At 56.2% G+C, this 18,160-nt stretch carries 17 protein-coding genes; 11 read left to right on the top strand and 6 right to left on the bottom strand.

Going from position 1 to position 18,160, the window contains the following annotated elements; all coding sequences use genetic code 11:
* Positions 1-133 precede the first annotated feature (133 nt).
* The 3 genes from AC6I7J_RS17440 to AC6I7J_RS17430 all read left to right on the top strand — a co-directional run bounded on the left by AC6I7J_RS17440 (position 134) and on the right by AC6I7J_RS17430 (position 2,504).
* Entirely contained in the window at positions 134-1,621 is a 1,488-nt protein-coding gene (locus tag AC6I7J_RS17440; protein WP_498007240.1) for a catalase, read from the top strand.
* A gap of 106 nt (positions 1,622-1,727) precedes the next feature.
* A complete protein-coding gene (locus AC6I7J_RS17435) occupies positions 1,728-2,144 on the top strand; it encodes a secondary thiamine-phosphate synthase enzyme YjbQ (protein WP_021507846.1) in 417 nt (138 codons plus the stop codon).
* A gap of 3 nt (positions 2,145-2,147) precedes the next feature.
* A complete protein-coding gene (locus AC6I7J_RS17430; RefSeq protein WP_021507845.1) occupies positions 2,148-2,504 on the top strand; it encodes an MmcQ/YjbR family DNA-binding protein in 357 nt (118 codons plus the stop codon).
* Here AC6I7J_RS17430 and AC6I7J_RS17425 read toward each other — a convergent pair whose 3' ends face one another.
* Both AC6I7J_RS17425 and uvrA read right to left on the bottom strand, forming a co-directional pair.
* A complete protein-coding gene (locus AC6I7J_RS17425; RefSeq protein ID WP_104187843.1) occupies positions 2,505-3,569 on the bottom strand; it encodes an NAD(P)-dependent alcohol dehydrogenase in 1,065 nt (354 codons plus the stop codon).
* A gap of 273 nt (positions 3,570-3,842) precedes the next feature.
* Positions 3,843-6,671 carry an excinuclease ABC subunit UvrA gene (gene uvrA / locus AC6I7J_RS17420; RefSeq protein ID WP_021507843.1) on the bottom strand — a complete coding sequence of 943 codons (2,829 nt, stop codon included), beginning with the start codon at positions 6,669-6,671 and terminating at the stop codon, positions 3,843-3,845.
* A gap of 221 nt (positions 6,672-6,892) precedes the next feature.
* Here uvrA and ssb1 point away from each other — a divergent pair, with 221 nt between their 5' ends.
* The gene (gene ssb1 / locus AC6I7J_RS17415; protein ID WP_021507842.1) at positions 6,893-7,435 is read left to right on the top strand and encodes a single-stranded DNA-binding protein SSB1; all 543 of its coding nucleotides are present in this window, start codon (positions 6,893-6,895) and stop codon (positions 7,433-7,435) included.
* 106 nt (positions 7,436-7,541) lie between these two features.
* Here ssb1 and AC6I7J_RS17410 read toward each other — a convergent pair whose 3' ends face one another.
* Complete coding sequence (locus AC6I7J_RS17410; protein ID WP_059009915.1) at positions 7,542-8,069, bottom strand: isochorismatase family protein; 528 nt, start codon at positions 8,067-8,069, stop codon at positions 7,542-7,544.
* Between the two features lie 126 nt (positions 8,070-8,195).
* Between AC6I7J_RS17410 and AC6I7J_RS17405 the strand changes: the two genes are divergently transcribed.
* Both AC6I7J_RS17405 and AC6I7J_RS17400 read left to right on the top strand, forming a co-directional pair.
* Positions 8,196-9,026, top strand: coding sequence for an AraC family transcriptional regulator (locus tag AC6I7J_RS17405; RefSeq protein ID WP_498006289.1), 831 nt, complete (start codon positions 8,196-8,198; stop codon positions 9,024-9,026).
* 72 nt (positions 9,027-9,098) lie between these two features.
* Positions 9,099-10,052 carry a DMT family transporter gene (locus tag AC6I7J_RS17400; protein WP_498006287.1) on the top strand — a complete coding sequence of 318 codons (954 nt, stop codon included), beginning with the start codon at positions 9,099-9,101 and terminating at the stop codon, positions 10,050-10,052.
* Positions 10,053-10,960: 908 nt separating this feature from the next.
* On the opposite strand, the gene AC6I7J_RS17395 is transcribed toward AC6I7J_RS17400, so the two are convergent.
* Positions 10,961-11,356, bottom strand: a complete 396-nt coding sequence (locus AC6I7J_RS17395) for a transposase (protein ID WP_498006285.1) — start codon at positions 11,354-11,356, stop codon at positions 10,961-10,963.
* Between the two features lie 527 nt (positions 11,357-11,883).
* Here AC6I7J_RS17395 and AC6I7J_RS17390 point away from each other — a divergent pair.
* Both AC6I7J_RS17390 and AC6I7J_RS17385 read left to right on the top strand, forming a co-directional pair.
* On the top strand, positions 11,884-13,140 hold the full coding sequence (locus AC6I7J_RS17390; RefSeq protein ID WP_021507835.1) for an oligosaccharide flippase family protein: 1,257 nt from the start codon (positions 11,884-11,886) through the stop codon (positions 13,138-13,140).
* An 8-nt stretch (positions 13,141-13,148) separates the two neighbouring features.
* On the top strand, positions 13,149-14,099 hold the full coding sequence (locus tag AC6I7J_RS17385) for an ATP-grasp fold amidoligase family protein (protein WP_031279756.1): 951 nt from the start codon (positions 13,149-13,151) through the stop codon (positions 14,097-14,099).
* Positions 14,100-14,153: 54 nt separating this feature from the next.
* Here the strand turns inward: AC6I7J_RS17385 and AC6I7J_RS17380 are convergent, their stop codons facing one another.
* Both AC6I7J_RS17380 and soxS read right to left on the bottom strand, forming a co-directional pair.
* A complete protein-coding gene (locus AC6I7J_RS17380; protein ID WP_010618515.1) occupies positions 14,154-14,435 on the bottom strand; it encodes a YjcB family protein in 282 nt (93 codons plus the stop codon).
* Positions 14,436-14,679: 244 nt separating this feature from the next.
* Positions 14,680-15,108, bottom strand: coding sequence for a superoxide response transcriptional regulator SoxS (gene soxS / locus AC6I7J_RS17375; protein WP_262264517.1), 429 nt, complete (start codon positions 15,106-15,108; stop codon positions 14,680-14,682).
* Positions 15,109-15,207: 99 nt separating this feature from the next.
* On the opposite strand from soxS, the gene soxR reads away from it, so the two are divergent.
* The 3 genes from soxR (at position 15,208) to AC6I7J_RS17360 (ending at position 18,102) form a co-directional block, all read left to right on the top strand.
* Positions 15,208-15,684: a redox-sensitive transcriptional activator SoxR gene (soxR, locus tag AC6I7J_RS17370; protein ID WP_021507832.1), complete on the top strand. Its 477-nt coding sequence runs from the start codon at positions 15,208-15,210 to the stop codon at positions 15,682-15,684.
* 43 nt (positions 15,685-15,727) lie between these two features.
* Complete coding sequence (locus tag AC6I7J_RS17365; RefSeq protein WP_021507831.1) at positions 15,728-16,396, top strand: glutathione S-transferase family protein; 669 nt, start codon at positions 15,728-15,730, stop codon at positions 16,394-16,396.
* Between the two features lie 356 nt (positions 16,397-16,752).
* Positions 16,753-18,102, top strand: coding sequence for an NCS2 family permease (locus tag AC6I7J_RS17360; RefSeq protein ID WP_498006282.1), 1,350 nt, complete (start codon positions 16,753-16,755; stop codon positions 18,100-18,102).
* Positions 18,103-18,160 lie beyond the last annotated feature (58 nt).

Below are 18,160 nucleotides of genomic sequence, written 5' to 3'. Positions count from 1 at the left end.
TTGTGTGTTCCTGTTAGTGAGGGCGCTATTTTTTGCCGGCGCGCTTTGGCGCACTGCCAGAGCGCTCGCCAATCACAATAAGGAACCGCCCATGAGCTATTTCCCCTCCGCACTGAAACCCCTCTGCATTGCCATGACGCTGGCGCTCGCACTGCCTGCTGCGGCCGTTGAGCTGACGCGTGATAACGGCGCGCCGGTCGGCGATAACCAGAATTCACAAACTGCCGGTGCCAATGGCCCGGTGCTGTTACAGGACGTGCAGCTGATTCAAAAGCTGCAGCGCTTTGATCGTGAACTTATTCCGGAACGTGTGGTGCACGCGCGTGGCACCGGCGCGCACGGTGAATTTCGCGCCAGCAAAGATATCAGCGATCTGACTATCGCTGAGGTGTTTAAACCGGGAACGGTAACGCCGGTCTTCGTGCGCTTCTCCAGCGTGGTGCACAGCAAGCATTCGCCGGAAACGCTGCGCGACCCGCGTGGTTTTGCCACCAAATTCTATACCAGCCAGGGCAACTGGGATCTGGTGGGCAACAACCTGCCGGTGTTCTTCATCCGCGATGCGATCAAGTTCCCTGATATGGTGCACGCGTTTAAACCGGATCCGCGCACTAACCTCGATAACGATGCGCGCACCTTCGATTTCTTCTCCCACGTGCCGGAAGCCACGCACGCGCTCACCATGCTGTTCTCCAACATGGGCACGCCGGCGACCTATCGCGAAATGGACGGCAACAGCGTGCACGCCTACAAATTTGTGAACAGCAAAGGCGAAGTGCACTACGTGAAGTTTCACTGGAAAACGCTGCAGGGCGAACGCAACCTCGATCCGGCTGAATCGGCAGCGATCCAGGGCCGCAGCTACAGCCATATGACAGAAGATCTGGTGGCGGCGATTAACCGCAAAGCGTTTCCGAAGTGGGATCTCTACATTCAGACCATTAAAGCCAGCGAACTGGATAAGTTCGATTTCAATCCGCTCGACTCCACCAAAATCTGGCCGAACGTGCCAGAGGTGAAAATCGGGCAGATGGTGCTGAATCGTAACGTCGACAACTTCTTCCAGCAAACCGAGCAGGTGGCGATGGCGCCGTCCAATCTGGTGCCGGGCATTGAGCCGTCTGAAGATCGCCTGCTGCAGGGCCGCCTGTTTTCCTATGCTGATACCCAGCTGTACCGCGTGGGCGCGAACGGCCTCAGCCTGCCGGTCAATGCGCCGCGCGTACCGGTCAGCAACGGCAATCAGGATGGCCTGATGGATAGCGGTAACGCCGATGACAAGGGCGTTAATTACCAGCCAAGCCGCATCTATCCGCGTGAAGAGCTGCAAAGCGCGCGTTACAGCCATACGCCGCTTAGCGGCAGTACGCAGCAGGCGATGATCGCCAAACCGCAGAATTTCCGCCAGGCAGGGGAGCTGTATCGTTCCTTTAACGCGAAAGAGCGGGGCGATCTGATCACCTCGCTCGGTGGCGCGCTGAAAAGCGCCGACGCGCAAAGCCGGCTGGCGATGCTCTCGTTCTTTTATAAGGCCGATAGCGAGTACGGTACGCGTCTGGCGGCGGTAACGCAGGACGATATCACCACGGTAAAAGCGCTGGCTGACAAGCTGAGCGACTGATGCGCCGGCGGCAGAGCAAGCGCTCTGCCGCTTTTTCCCGCTGAAGGGTTTACCTTTCGCCGACATGCTGCACACTTAAGTAAACGGTTTAACCCAGGAATGTGGCATGTGGCAGCAACAAACTCTCACGCTGAGCGCGAAGGCGCGCGGCTTTCATCTGATCACCGACGAGATTGTCGGCCAGCTTAATGGCTTAACGGACCTGCGCATCGGCCAGCTGCATCTGCTGTTGCAGCACACCTCAGCGTCGCTGACGCTCAATGAAAATTGCGATCCTACGGTGCGCAGCGACATGGAGCAGCACTTTCTGCGGCACGTTCCAGAGGATGCGCCCTATCAGCACGACTATGAAGGCGCTGACGACATGCCGGCGCACATCAAATCGTCACTGCTTGGCGTATCGCTGCTGATCCCGGTCAGCCGCGGCAAACTGCTGCTCGGCACCTGGCAGGGGATCTGGCTGGGCGAACATCGGGTACACGGCGGCGCGCGGCGCATCGTCGCCACCTTACAAGGGGAATAAAACATGAACACGTCGGATTTACTGACCTACTGCATGAGCAAACCGGGCGCTTCACAAAGTTATAAAGATGAGTGGGACGCAACCCAGGTGAAAAGCGATGGCGTGCTGTTTGCCATGGTGCATGACGTTGAAGGGCGACCAGCGTTGTCGCTGAAGACCTCGCCCGCGCTGGCGGAGTTATTGCGCGATGAACACCACGATGTGTTTCCCAGTGAACATCTCAATAAGTCGCACTGGAGCACGCTGTGGCTGGATGGATCGCTGAAGGATTCGCAGATTTACTATCTGGTTGATGCATCGTGGCAACAGGCTGACGCCACGCGCGCGGCGGGCGTCAGCCATGATGATGAGACGCGCTGATTAAGCCGCAGACTCTTCACGCAGGGTGTTGATATCAATCACGAAGCGATACTTCACGTCGCTTTTCAGCATGCGCTCGTAGGCGTCGTTGATCTGGTTCATAGCGATCAGCTCGATATCCGAAGTGATACCGTGCTTGCCGCAGAAATCCAGCATTTCCTGGGTTTCGGCGATACCGCCAATCAGTGAACCGGCAATGCTGCGACGCTTGAGGATCAGGTTAAACACCTGCGGTGCCGGGTGATCGTGCTCCGGCGCGCCAACCAGCGTCATGTTGCCGTCGCGCTTCAGCAGGGCGATAAACGGGTTGAGATCGTGCTGCGCGGCGACGGTATTTAAGATGAAGTCGAAGCTGTTGGCGTGCTGCGCCATCTGGTCAGCATCTTTCGAAATCACCACTTCGTCAGCGCCGAGGCGTTTGCCATCTTCAATTTTTGACGGTGAGGTAGTGAACAGCACCACGTGCGCGCCCATCGCATGCGCGATCTTCACGCCCATATGGCCGAGGCCGCCCAGACCAACGATACCAACTTTTTTGCCGGGACCGACATTCCAGTGACGCAGCGGGGAATAGGTGGTGATACCGGCGCACAGCAGAGGCGCAACGCCCGCCAGATCGAGGTTTTCCGGTACGCGCAGCACAAAGCTTTCATCAACCACCATGCTGGTGGAGTAGCCGCCGTAGGTGATGGCGCCGGTTTCACGATCCTGGCCGTTGTAAGTGCCAACAAAGCCGTTTTCACAGTACTGCTCGAGTCCTTCCTGACAGCTTGGGCAGCTGCGGCAGGAGTCGACCATACAGCCGACGCCGACTAAATCGCCCACTTTATATTTGTGCGTGTGCGCGCCAACGGCGGTGACGCGACCCACGATTTCATGGCCTGGCACCACCGGGAATACGGTGTTGCGCCATTCGTTGCGCGCCTGGTGCAGGTCCGAGTGGCAGACGCCACAGTACAACACTTCAATCTGCACATCATGAGCGCGCAGTTCGCGCGGCTTATAATCGAACGGGGCGAGTTTGGCTTTCGCGTCCTGTGCGGCATAGGCATGCGTAATATTCATGGTGTCTCCAGTCAGATGTGTCGTGAGTATTTGCGAGGGGTCCGTTCAGTGATGACACTGCAGGACAGAGGCGCGTCAGCGGCGCCAAAAAGGAACGCAGTAAGAATAGTCAGCGGGACGCGATGCGTATATGCCTGAAGTTGTCTGTTTCTTGCCTGTTTCTGCATTTGCTAAGGCATTCAGACAATAGCACCGGCTGGTAAGCAACCGGAGCGGTGAGCCGTGGCGAGATCAGAAAAAACGCGCCGCAACAGCGGGTGCGGCGCGTTAAACCTACTTTTTCAGCATCGGCTTGAGGAAGCGTGCAGTATGCGATTTTTCGCACTGTGCAACGGTTTCCGGCGTGCCGGCCACCAGAATTTCACCGCCGCCGCTGCCGCCTTCCGGACCGAGATCGACAATCCAGTCAGCGGTTTTGATCACGTCAAGGTTGTGCTCAATCACCACGATGGTATTGCCCTGATCGCGCAGCTGATGCAGTACTTCCAGCAGCTGCTGGATGTCGGCAAAATGCAGGCCGGTGGTCGGTTCATCGAGAATGTACAGCGTCTGACCGGTACCGCGCTTCGACAGCTCACGCGCCAGCTTAACGCGCTGCGCTTCACCGCCGGACAGCGTGGTTGCCGACTGGCCAAGACGAATGTACGACAGGCCGACATCAATCAGCGTCTGCAGCTTACGCGCCAGCGCAGGTACCGCATCAAAGAACTCACGCGCCTCTTCGATGGTCATCTCCAGCACTTCGTGAATGCTCTTGCCTTTGTATTTAATCTCCAGCGTTTCGCGGTTATAGCGTTTGCCTTTGCACTGATCGCACGGTACATAAATGTCCGGCAGGAAGTGCATTTCGACCTTAATCACGCCGTCGCCCTGACAGGCTTCACAGCGGCCGCCGCGCACGTTAAAGCTGAAGCGGCCCGGATTGTAGCCACGCGAACGCGCTTCCGGCACGCCGGCAAACAGTTCACGCACCGGGGTAAAAATCCCGGTGTAAGTGGCCGGGTTTGAGCGCGGCGTCCGGCCGATCGGGCTCTGATCGATGTCGATCACTTTATCGAAATGCTCCAGCCCGGCGATCTCGCGATACGGTGCAGCTTCACCGCTGGTAGCACCATTCAGCTGGCGCTGCGCAATCGGGAACAGCGTATCGTTAATCAGCGTTGATTTGCCGGAACCGGACACGCCGGTGATACAGGTAAACAGCCCAACCGGAACCGTCAGCGTGACATCCTTGAGGTTATTACCGCGCGCGCCGCTCAGTTTCAGTACTTTGGACGGATCGCCTTTCACCCGCTCTGCCGGCACCGCGATTTCACGCTTGCCGCTGAGGAACTGACCGGTGAGAGAATCTTCGTGCGCCATGATGGCATGCACATCGCCCTCGGCTACCACCTGGCCGCCGTGCACGCCAGCGCCCGGACCGATATCGATAATATGGTCAGCGGCGCGAATCGCGTCTTCATCATGCTCAACCACGATCACGGTATTACCGAGATCGCGCAGGTGAATCAGCGTCGACAGCAGGCGCTCGTTGTCGCGCTGATGCAGACCGATGGACGGTTCATCCAGTACGTACATGACGCCAACCAGACCGGCACCAATCTGGCTCGCCAGACGAATACGCTGTGCTTCACCGCCGGACAGTGTTTCCGCTGAACGCGACATCGACAGATAATTCAGGCCGACGTTGACCAGGAAGCTCAGACGGTCGCCAATTTCCTTCAGCACTTTCTCGGCGATTTTGGCGCGCTGGCCGCTCAGCTTGAGATTGCGGAAGAAATCCATAGCGTGGCCGATGCTCATATCCGAGATGGTCGGCAGGTTGGTATCTTCCACGAACACATGACGCGCTTCACGACGCAGGCGCGTCCCTTCGCAGCTGGCGCAGGCGCGGTTGCTGATAAACTTCGCCAGCTCTTCGCGCACCGCGTTGGATTCCGTCTCTTTGTAGCGGCGCTCCATGTTATGCAGCACGCCTTCGAACGGATGACGACGCACCGAGGTATCGCCGCGATCGTTGATATATTTGAACTCAATGTTCTCTTTGCCGGAGCCGTACAGAATCACTTCGCGCGCTTTGTCGCTCAGGCTATTGAACGGCGCTTCGACATCGAAATCCAGATGTTCCGCCAGTGAGCGCAGCATCTGGAAATAGTAGAAGTTACGGCGATCCCAGCCGCGAATGGCGCCACCGGCCAGCGACAGCTCCGGATTTTGTACCACGCGATCGGGATCGAAATATTGCTGAACGCCGAGGCCGTCACAGGTCGGGCAGGCACCGGCCGGGTTATTGAACGAGAACAGGCGCGGCTCCAGCTCGCGCATGCTGTAACCGCATACCGGGCAGGCAAAGTTAGCTGAGAACAGCATCTCTTCGGTATCGGGATCGTCCATATCCGCGACGATCGCCGTGCCGCCACTCAGTTCCAGCGTCGTTTCAAAGGATTCGGCCAGACGCGTCGCCAGATCGTCACGCACGCGGAAACGATCGATTACCACCTCAATGGTGTGTTTCTTCTGCAGCTCCAGCTTGGGTGGATCCGACAGATCGCACACTTCGCCATCGATACGTGCGCGGATGTAGCCCTGCGCCGCCAGATTTTCCAGCGTTTTGGTGTGCTCGCCTTTGCGATCTTTTACCACCGGCGCCAGCAGCATCAGGCGCCGACCCTCTTCCTGCGCCAGGACCTGATCGACCATCTGGCTGACGGTTTGTGCCGCCAGCGTGACGTTATGATCCGGACAGCGCGGCTCACCCACGCGGGCAAACAGCAGACGCAGGTAGTCATGAATTTCAGTGATGGTGCCAACGGTCGAGCGCGGGTTGTGCGACGTCGATTTCTGCTCAATGGAAATGGCAGGCGACAGCCCCTCGATGTGGTCTACGTCCGGTTTCTCCATTAAGGAAAGAAACTGGCGCGCATAGGCAGAAAGCGATTCAACATAGCGGCGCTGGCCTTCGGCATACAGCGTATCAAATGCCAGCGAAGACTTACCGGAACCCGACAGACCGGTCACTACAATGAGCTTGTCGCGTGGGATGATCAGGTTGATATTCTTCAAATTATGGGTGCGAGCACCGCGGACTTCAATCTTATCCATTCACCTTTCCCGGATTAGGCAACGCTCGCCATGCCTTGCCAGCACGACCAGCAGAAACGCATCATTATGGCACAAAAAATAAACTGAATAAATATCCAGTGTTTTTGCTATCCTGTCACGGTCGAAAAACTGGAATCCCGCTCGAAAGTGGGAAGCGTCATTGTGACGTGATACAATTTTTCGCTTAGACTTTTAGCATCAACTCATCGGGAGACAGCAACATGGCCAGTCGTGGCGTAAACAAAGTGATTCTTGTCGGGAATCTGGGTCAGGATCCGGAAGTGCGCTACATGCCGAATGGTGGCGCGGTAGCCAACATTACGCTGGCCACGTCAGAGAGCTGGCGCGACAAGCAAACCGGTGAAAACAAAGAGATCACCGAGTGGCACCGCGTCGTGCTGTTCGGCAAGCTGGCTGAAGTCGCCGGCGAATATCTGCGTAAAGGTTCGCAGGTCTACATTGAAGGCCAGCTGCGCACCCGTAAATGGCAGGACCAGAGCGGTCAGGACAAATACACCACCGAAGTGGTGGTGAACGTGGGCGGCACCATGCAGATGCTGGGTGGTCGTCAGCAGGGCGGCAACGGCGGTGGCGCACCGATGGGCGGCCAGGGCGGCGGCAACAATAACGGCTGGGGCCAGCCGCAGCAGCCACAGGGTGGGGGTAACCAGTTCAGCGGCGGCGCGCAGCAGCGTCCACAGCAGCAGAGCGCACCGGCGAACAACGAACCACCAATGGATTTCGACGACGATATCCCGTTCTGATTGGCGTACCGATCAACGCGTTATCCAGCCCTCGCTTCTGCGAGGGCTCCATTTCAAAAGCTCTTGTCCAACAAAACTTTTCTCTCCGCACGTTCATACAACGACGTTAATGCGCGCGCCACTCCCGCAGTAATTCTTCCGTGGTTTTAACCCGCACCGGATTGCCCGGCATGATCAAATCCGCCCACACTTCGTTGTGCTGATTAATAAGCTGCTGCGCCGACACATAAGTGCGATCGGCGGTGGTGTGGGCGTCGGCCGCCACGGTGATGTGATAGCCAAGGCTGGCCCCGACTTTGATGGTGGTATCGACGCAATAATCGGTGGCGCAGCCGCAAATGACAAAACTTTCAATCTGATGCTGTTCAAGCTGCGCCGCGAGCCCGGTTTGCCAGAAGCTGTCGCAGGCGGTTTTGGTGATGTAAAGCGCGCCGGCGGGTTGTTCCAGTTCGGCGACTATTTGCCAGTCTGCGGAGTCAGCGGCTAAATCCGGCCCGCTATGCTGAATAAAAATGACCTGATCGGCGGCGGCCATCAGCTGATTAATGCGCGCGCAGCGTCCGGCGCGGTCGTAACGCGGCGTTGCCAGCACGCCATTTTGCATATCCACTACCATTACCACCCGTTGTGCCATTGTCGCCTCCTTTATAGGTCAGGCCCCAGTGTCGCGCTGAAGGGGTAGGCGCGTAAAGCGATTGGGCTTTGCTTTTTTTGTGCGCGCCGCGCATGCTTACTGCCTGATAGCGTATGGAGGTGTGTGGTGACGGTGGTTCCCGAAGTCTTTCCCTGTGAGCAGGATCGTGCGCAGTTTCAGCACTTTGCTGAGCTGCCGGGCATTGAGCTTTATCAGGCGCACATCTCCCGCTACGCTTTTGAGCCCCATACCCACGAAGCCTTCGGGATTGGCACCATTGAATCCGGCGCGCAGCGCTTTCGCTACCGCGGCACCAATTATGTCGCGCCGGTGCATTCGCTGGTGATGATGAATCCCGATGAACTGCACACCGGTGAATCGGCCTGCGCCGAAGGCTGGCGTTATCGCATGATCTATATCGATCCGGCGGAGATGGATCGGCTGACCGGCGATCGCAACTGGTGGTTCAGCGATGCGCTGCGCACCGATGCGCGCCTGGCGCAACCTTTCTCCCACGCGCTGGCACAGATGTGGCAGGCGCAAAGTGCGCTGGAGCGGCAGGGCGCGCTGCTGGATCTGCTGGAGTGGCTGCGTCCGCTGGCGCAGCAGGGCGTCTCGCGGCCGCGTGAAGGCGCCCACCGGTTTGATGTGGTAAAAGCCTGGCTGCGCGATAACCTGGCAGAACCGGTGCGGCTGGAGGAGCTGGCGGCGCTGGTATCGCTGTCGCCGTGGCATTTTCTGCGCAGTTTCAAACAACACTTTCACGTCACTCCCCATCAAATGCTGATGGCCTTCCGCCTGTTCGAGGCCAAGCAGCGGCTGGCGCAGGGCGAGAGCGCCGCGAGCGTGGCGGCGGCGGTTGGCCTCACCGACCAGGCGCATCTGACGCGGGCGTTTGCCCATCGCTACGGCATAACGCCGGGACGCTATCAAAAGCAGGTGTTCAGCGGACGTTAACCGCAATCTGCTACAAGCCTTGCACCTTTTCCTGCGTCACACTGTGGCGGATTAAAGATAAAGGAAAAGTGTATGTTTGCAGGAATAGTGTTTGCCCTCGCGGCGGGGCTGATGTGGGGCATGATTTTTGTCGGGCCGCTGCTGATACCCGATTATCCGGGCACGTTGCAATCGGCGGGTCGCTATGTTGCCTTTGGTCTGGTGGTGTTGCCGCTGGCGTGGCTCAGCCGGCGCCGGCTAAAACAGCTGACGTGCCCGGACTGGACGGAGGCGGTGAAGCTGTCGCTGGTGGGCAATCTGCTCTATTACGCCTGCCTTGCCAGCGCGATTCAGCGCACCGGCGCACCGGTCTCCACCATGATCATCGGCACGCTGCCGGTGGTGATCACTGTCACCGCTAACCTCTGTTACGGCCATCTCGAAGGGCGCCTGCCATGGCGCCGGCTGATGCCCGCACTGGTCATCATTGCTGCCGGTCTGGGCTGCGTCAACGCGGCGGAATTGCACGGGCAGGGGCCGGCATTTGATCTCTGGGGCTACCTGAGTGGCCTGCTGCTGGCGGTGCTGGCAGTGGTGTGCTGGACCTGGTATCCGCTGCGCAATGCGCGCTGGCTGCGCGAACACCCTCAGCATAAACCGTCGAGCTGGGCCACCGCGCAGGGGCTGGTGACATTGCCGCTGGCGCTGGTGTTTTATGGGCTGGTGAGCCTGCAGATTCACTGGCAGCAGCCCGATTTCGCTTTGCCGTTTGGCCCACAGCCGGCGCGCTTTATCTGGCTGATGCTGGCGATTGGTTTGTTCTGCTCATGGCTGGCGGCGCTGTGCTGGAATGCCGCCAGTCAGCGTTTGCCAACGGTAGTGATGGGGCCGCTCATCGTATTCGAAACGCTCTCTGGCCTGCTGTGGACCTTTATTTACCGCCAGAGCTGGCCACCGTTGCTCACCAGCATCGGTATCGGCTGTCTGATCGTTGGCGTGATCTATGCCATGCGCATTAAACCGCAGCGGCTGAGCGCGCTTCCTTAACCCTGCCTCGCTGCTGAGTCATCCACTCAGCAGCGCTTTCCCCTGATATTTTAGGAATTTGACCAGCCGGTAATCCCGCCTCAGTGACCTGATACTGGCCGCCACGCGCACGCTATATAACCGGCCAGCGCTACGGCCGCCCGGTTTTCATTCTCTTCCGCTATAAAACTCTCTGCCGTCAGCACGGTAAAAGGTCGACTTTCGCTGCCTTTTAGCATTCCGGTGGGATAAAAAAACGCATATCGGGCAACAATTCGCCGGTTTAGCGCGTAAAAAACGCTTCGCCAGTCGGATTTTTACCCGGCTGTGGCACTGAAATACCAGCGTGAGAAGCCACCTTAGCCTTAAGCGTTACCGGCATTGTTAAGAATGATTCCCAACAGCTGCCAGAAAAAAAGATTAAAGATGACGATGGATTTAAGCGCAGTATTTACCGTGGATAACCGTTTTTCGGCTTTATAGTTTAAACATCATAACGTTTTTGAACCGGAGTATTCCTGGTGTGGTTTAAGAGTTAACCGACTAGCGCTGATCGTCAAAGCGATCATAAACGCAGCGGCCAGATCCAGTTTAAAACTGAGCCAATGTGTGAGCGGTTACACCGTGTTGTTCATTAACGCTTAACAGAATTGTCTGTGATCAGGACTGATTATTAGTAATCGTGAAGTAATAGACTAAGCACCAATCTCACCAAAATGAGATTGGGCTAAGTCTAAATGGCTTGAAACGCGAGGCTTTTGCTGGTGTGAATCAATTTTACCGCAAAAAAGGAAGTGATTCCGTGATGGCATTCATCAGGAAAAAGTGGTTCGAATTGTTATGTAGCGAATGCCGAATTTAATGATCTTCATCTCTTCTGGTAAGAACAAATCTCAGCATTAAGTCATATAACATCGGCCTCAATGGTATTAGCGATTATCGGAACCGGAAGGGTAATGATAAACGCTACGGCTAATATCCAGTAAACGACAGCTGCGACGGGTACCGATGTCGAAAGTGGTTTGCAGGAAGTTGACCGCCTGACGCTTTTCATTCGTAGTGAAGAAGTTTTTCAGCACGCTTTGCAGCATCTCCTTGTCGGAGCTCAGGGTCTGCAGCTCGCGCGTAAGGTTCTGCAGTTTATCCTCCAACTCCTTGATTTTTCGACCCTCCTCCGAAGAAAGCCCGGAGAACTTCTTCTTCCAGCTATAGAAGGTGGCCTCGGAAATGCCCAGCGCCTCACAAATCTCCCTGACTTTCACTCCCGTTTCAGAAGCTTTAATGGCATTTGTGATTTGCTCTTCGCTATATCGTGACTTTCTCATAAATGCTCTTACCTTTCTTATCAATTAGTGGATGAGAATTACTGTATTAATATCTGGTACTGCAAAAACGGTATTAATGCAGTATTAAAGTGCGCGATTAGAATTGCGAGGGTTAAATTAAGTTATTTAGAATAAATATCATCATGGGATAAATCTTATTTTATTCTGAATGCCATTGAACGCCTTCCTGGTGCTGGGTTTTTGATATAGATTCATTCCATCCCAAATGCAGAAAAATACGACAATCATTGGAAATTCGGCATAGCCTGCTTGCAAAAAACTCAGGATATGCCTGTGAACTTTTGTCCTGAATTCGGGTTGAAATCGTTTACATCCATCGGGCTTCGCACCAGGTTTAATCGGAATTTTCCTGAATTTAATCGCTAAACTCTGACGCGAGTCTCATTTTTCGGACCAGCCTGGTTTGAAGTTATTAAATTGTGTCAGGCCCACTGAGCGCTTGTTAATTCATTTCAAGGACGTTGTACCGAAAAGCAGTTGCTGTACGTAATACTAAGGACCAGTCAATGAAATTGAGCGTAATGTCTAATGCCGCCTGGATGATGTCTGAGAAGATCGTCTCGGTATTCGGCGTCATATTTGTGACCTCCTACGTGGCAAAATCCTTTGGCCCAACGGTGTTTGGCCAAATGGCGTTTTCGACCTCGCTGTTCTCCATGGTGCAAACCGTGGCGATTTTTGGTACCGAAACCATCCTGTTCAAGCGCATCAGCAAAAGTGCGCCGAAAGGCCTGCGGCTGATGACCGTGGCGCGGACCATGCGCCTGGTGCTGCTGTTGCTGACATCAATCCCAGTGTTGATTTGGGTCTGGTACAACATGCAGGAAAACTTCCTTGCGTTTGCACTGGCCTCGTTTATCTCGTCGGTGTTTGTCACCCAGGACACCTTCAGCGTTTATAACAATGCGCGGCTGGCGTCGCGGCTCAATACCATTGCTAACTCGGCCGGCTTGCTGCTGGGCTTTGCCATGAGCTTCACCATCGCCTGGCTGCACCTCAATCCACTGTGGCTCACCGCCTCGATTGTGGCCGTCACGCTGGTGCCGTACGCCATCAAGCGCGTCAATTTCTATCGCGAACATCAGGATCTGGCGCCGCCGCAGGACAAGCGCACTACCTACCTGCGCTACCTGATGTATGCCGGCCTGCCGCTGGCCATCTCCAGCATCTTTATCTCGGTGCAGGTGAAAGCCGCACAGATGTTCCTCGCGGGCATCGCCTCAGCGCGCGACCTTGGCCTGTTCGCCGCCGCGAATACCATTTCGGCTTCCTGGATTTTTATCCCGGTTGCCATCATCACTTCCTGCTTCTCGGAGATTTTCCGCGAGCGTGGAGCAGCCGCGATCAAGCTCACCGCGCGGCTGAACGGCTATGTCATGGGAGTTTCATTGCTGTTATTAGCGGTGATCGCCTTGTACGGCGAAAAAATCATCATCGCTTTATATGGTCACGAGTACACACAGTCCGGAAGTCTCATTACGTTACTGTCGTTAGCAACCTGCTTTTCGGCAATGGGGACCGTCGCTTATCGCTACATGGTGAAAGAGGGCGGGTTTAACTATCTGTTGAAGAAGATCATTTGTCTGATGGTCATCAGCCTGCCGCTGTCGTGGTGGCTGATCCAGGGCTACGGCATCATGGGTGCCGCCTGGAGCGTCTTCATCACGGAGTTACTGTCCCTGACCGTGATGAATTACTTCTTCAAAAACGGCGTCATCCAAAAAATTCAGGTTTCCTCACTCAACTACAAAACCTACAAATGAGGTCAGATATGATCAGGTTGAAAGACGAACTCAGAAGAAGCGTACAGTACTTCATCAAAAAGATGCCCTGGGCTTACCAGGATCGCATCTACTACTTTCACAAATTCCGTAAGCTGCCGAACCTGCGTCAGCCGAAGGTGTTCAATGAGAAAGTGCTGTATCGCAAATTCGTCTACGGCGACTACCAGTGTTATGGCCGCCTGTCGGACAAGTTTTCGGTGCGTGAGTACATTGCCGAAAAGGTGGGCAGTGAGTATCTGATTCCGCTGGTTTATGAGACCAGCGATCCGCATTCACTGCATACGCTGCCGAGCTGGAAGAACACGGTTATCAAGCCGAATCACGGCTCCAACATGGTCGAGATCCTGCTGGAAGAACCGGATGCGCTGAAAAAACAGCAGATTATCAGCGACTGCCAGCGCTGGCTGAAGACCGACTTCGCCAACGAGGCGCGCGAGATTCACTATCGCTATATCAAGCCGCGCATTCTGGTGGAGAAGTACATCGGCGATGGCAAAACCGCGCCGATCGATTACAAGTTTCACATGTTCAACAAGCGCGACGGCAATTTTGAATATGTGCTGCAGGTGATCTACAACCGCTGTAATCCGCTGCTGTCGATGAACTTTTACGTCAACAATCTTAACGAGGCGTATCACAAAATCCGTGATACCGGGCTGGATGTGTCACCGTTGCTGCCACAGCTGCAGCACGCGCTGGCGCTGAGTAAAACGCTGGCCAGCGACTTCGATTATGTGCGTGTGGACTGGTATATCGATGGCGAACAGATCTACTTCGGTGAGCTGACGTTCACGCCAGGCGCCGGGCTGGTCACCGGGTTGGATCGGGGGCTTAATCAGATGATGGGTGATATGTGGATTCAGGATCGTCGCGATACGCAGAGATCGGACGTCACGGTGCCGGAAGTACCACTTCCAGCCGTATTGAAGAAAATTTGAAATCACACAGCAAAATAAAAAACCCCGCTTAGCGGGGTTTTTTATGCGCCGCGTTTACGGCATTGGCCAGTCGGCTGGTGTCTGGCTCATCACCTGAATAAACGCTTCTTTGGTGATGGACATAAAGTTATGCACGTTTTCCATGCTCAGCGTAATGCCGAGCAGACCGGTTACGAACCAGCATGACATCGCTACGCCCACGCCGCCGCACATCAGCGCCATCACGTGGTGGCTGTTCTGACGCAATTTAATTTTCATGGTGCTGGCGAAGAACATCATTACCGCGCTGAGCAGTTCCCAACGCATGACGATCAGACTGGTGGTTAACGTAGCCATCGGCGAAAAACCTCTTGAGATCAGTAATATCCCTGACATTCATCGGACATCACTGGCGGCAGACAAGGGAGGTCAGGGAAGCCCTTCTGTCGTCTTAATACAGCTTGAATCTGTGACTTGGGTCACATTATATCACTGGATTTGAAAATTTGAACAAAATTTAGACCTGGTATGGCAGGCAAAGAAAGGGCTGGAGGAAGGTGAAGAGGAGGGGAAAGGCGCGCCCGCGTGGGGCGCACTGACTTCAGCGTACCGGGCAGCACTCGCCGGTGGTGCGCTGGGCAAAGCTGTTCATGCCTTCGCTGCAGTCAAAGTTGACCAGACGCGGACGCTGCACCAGCGCCTGGCGACGCATGCTGTGACGATAAGCGGTAGGGGTTTGCGAGAACTGACGGCGGAACACGCGTGAAAACGTCTGCTGCGAGTCGTAGCCGTACTGCATCGCAATGTCGAATACCGGACGCTGCGTCTGACGCAAGGCTTCGGCGGCCAGCGTGAGACGGCGTTCACGAATATAACCACCCAGCGTTTGTTTCGTAACCGTACGGAACATACGCTGCAGGTGCCATTTCGAGTAACCCGATTTTGCCGCCACTTCATCAATCGACAATGTTTTATCCAGATTCTGATCGATCCAGTTAGTCAGTGAATGGATGATTTCCTGTTGCATCATAGCCTGTTCCTTCTGCAAGGTTATCGCCTGGTTTGAAATTCGCTGTTTTGCTGGGGTGCGAGTATAATTCCTCAAGTTAACTTGAGGTAAAGGCCCTAAATGAAAAAAGAACGCAATTACCCGAAACCGGTGCTGACGCCGGGCGAAGTGGCGAAACGCAGCGGCGTGGCGGTATCGGCGCTGCACTTTTATGAAAGCAAAGGCTTGATCAGCAGCACGCGCAACGGCGGTAATCAGCGCCGCTACAGCCGTGATGTGCTGCGCCGCGTGGCGATTATCAAAATTGCCCAGCGCATCGGGATTCCGCTGGCGACGGTCAGCGACAGCCTGATGCACGTGCCGGCGAATAAGCGCATGTCGACGCAGGAGTGGGACGCGCTGACGCAGCACTGGCGCGAAGAGCTGGATAAACGCATCGAAACCCTGACGCGTCTGCGCAACGATCTTGACGGCTGTATTGGTTGCGGCTGCCTGTCGATGCGCGACTGCCCGCTGCGCAATCCGGGTGATCGCCTGGGGCAGCAGGGCTCCGGAGCGGTCCTGCTCGATCCGCAACAGGACGAGCCGCAGCGTTAATCCGCTATACTAGATGCCAACCCTTAGCAGCAAGGAATCGCGCATGATTACCGTTCACCATCTGGAAAACTCCCGTTCTCATCGGGTGCTGTGGCTGCTGGAAGAGCTGGCGGTGCCGTATCAAATCAAACGCTATCAGCGGGAAAATACCCTGCTGGCGCCGGACGAATTAAAGAAAGTGCACCCGCTGGGTAAATCGCCGGTGATTACCGATGGCAATCGGGTGATCGCCGAATCGGGCGCCATCCTCGAATATCTGCAGCTAAAGTATGACAGCGAGCATCTGCTGGCGCTGCATGAGGAAGAGGAGCAAATTCAGGCGCGTTACTGGCTGCACTATGCTGAAGGTTCGCTGATGCCGCTGCTGGTGATGAAGCTGGTGTTTGCGCAACTGGGCAAAAAGCCGGTGCCATGGCTGCTGCGCCCGGCCGGCGTGGCGCTGAGTAAAGGCATTCAGAAAGCGTGGCTGAACAAGCAGCTGGCGCTCCACGGGCGCGTGATTGAGCAGCATCTGAGCCAGCAGCGCTTTTTTGCCGGTTCACGCTTCAGCATTGCCGATGTGCAGATGAGTTTTCCGCTGCTGGCGTTGCAGATGCGCGGCGCGCTGGGTGAGATGCCCGCCACGGCGCGCTGGCTGGAGAATATGCAGCAGCGCGCCGCGTGGCAGCGCGCGCTGGAGCAGGGCGGCCCGATTCAGTTCAATAACGGCTGAGGCGCAGCGGTAACGCAACGAAACAGGACGCCGCGACGCGCTGTCGCGGCACCGCAGCAAACCATCTGAAATGCCAGCCTTTTTCCTCCATGATTTCCTGCTCCCGCTAGCGTAACGCCAGCCATAATTGCGCCAGAGCTGCGCATTATCCTGCCTGCCAGGTGATTAGCAGTTGAAAACGCCACCCCAAACGCCAGATAATCGTTTGCCTTTTTTCCGCGTCACCCTTTTTTGACCTGGAATACGCGGCCACGTAATCGTTTGCCTGCTTTTCTCTCTGAGACATCTTCACCAGGATGATGCGCAAACGCGAGCCGCGCGGTGACCTATATCTTAAAAAATACAGAGGAATAACTATGTCTGGCGAATCACGCCCGGCCAGGGGAAAACTGGACGCCTGGTTCCACATTTCAGCACGCGGCAGCAGCGTGCGGCAGGAAGTGCTGGCTGGCCTCACCACCTTTTTAGCGATGGTTTATTCAGTCATCGTGGTTCCTGGCATGCTCGGTAAAGCGGGCTTCTCACCGACGGCGGTGTTTGTCGCTACCTGTCTGGTGGCCAGCTTTGGCTCCCTCATCATGGGACTGTGGGCCAACCTGCCGATGGCGATTGGCTGTGCCATCTCCCTGACCGCCTTCACCGCGTTCAGCCTGGTACTGGGCCAGCACATTAGCGTGCCGGTGGCGCTGGGCGCGGTCTTCCTGATGGGCCTGCTGTTCACGCTGATTTCCGTGACCGGCATTCGCGCGTGGATTCTGCGTAACCTGCCGATGGGCGTGGCGCACGGTACCGGCGTCGGTATCGGCCTGTTTCTGCTGCTGATTGCCGCCGATGGCATTGGTCTGGTGGTAAAAAACCCGGCGGCAGGCCTGCCGGTGGCGCTTGGTCACTTCACCTCTTTCCCGGTGATCATGGCGCTGATCGGGCTGGCGGCGATTTTTGGTCTGGAAAAACGGCGGGTACCGGGCGGCATTCTGCTGACCATCATTGCGATTTCGCTGCTTGGGCTGATTTTCGACCCGGCGGTAAAGTGGCAGGGGCTGTTTGCCATGCCGAGCCTGCGTGGTACCAGCGGCCAGTCGGCAATGTTTAGCCTGGATATCATGGGCGCGCTGCAGCCGGTGGTGTTACCGAGCGTGCTGGCGCTGGTGATGACCGCGGTGTTTGACGCCACCGGCACCATTCGTGCGGTGGCCGGGCAGGCGAACCTGCTGGATAAAGAGGGCCAGATTATCAATGGCGGTCGCGCGCTGACCACCGACTCTATCAGCAGCCTGTTTGCCGGACTGGTGGGTGCCTCGCCCGCCGCAGTGTATATCGAGTCCGCTGCGGGTACTGCCGCCGGCGGTAAAACCGGCCTGACAGCGATTGTCGTGGGTCTGTTGTTCCTGCTGATTCTGTTTATGTCGCCGCTGGCTTATCTGGTTCCAGCCTATGCCACCGCACCCGCGCTGATGTATGTCGGCCTGCTGATGCTGAGCAACGTGGCCAAAATCGACTTCAATGATTTCGTCGATGCGATGTCTGGCCTGCTCACGGCGGTATTTATCGTACTGACCTGCAACATCGTCACCGGCATCATGCTCGGCTTTGCCGCGCTGGTGATTGGTCGCCTGTTTGCCGGCGAGTGGCGCAAGCTCAACGCTGGCACGGTGGTGATTGCTGTGGCGCTGGTGGCGTTCTACGCGGGCGGTTGGGCTATCTGACCGCAATCCGGGCGTCAGTCCGGATTATTCTCTTTATCGCACACGCCGCACATCGGGT

This window comes from Type-C symbiont of Plautia stali, assembly GCF_059730935.1.
Note: the sequence above shows the minus strand (reverse complement) of the source record. Positions and strands in the feature narration are given on the sequence as shown.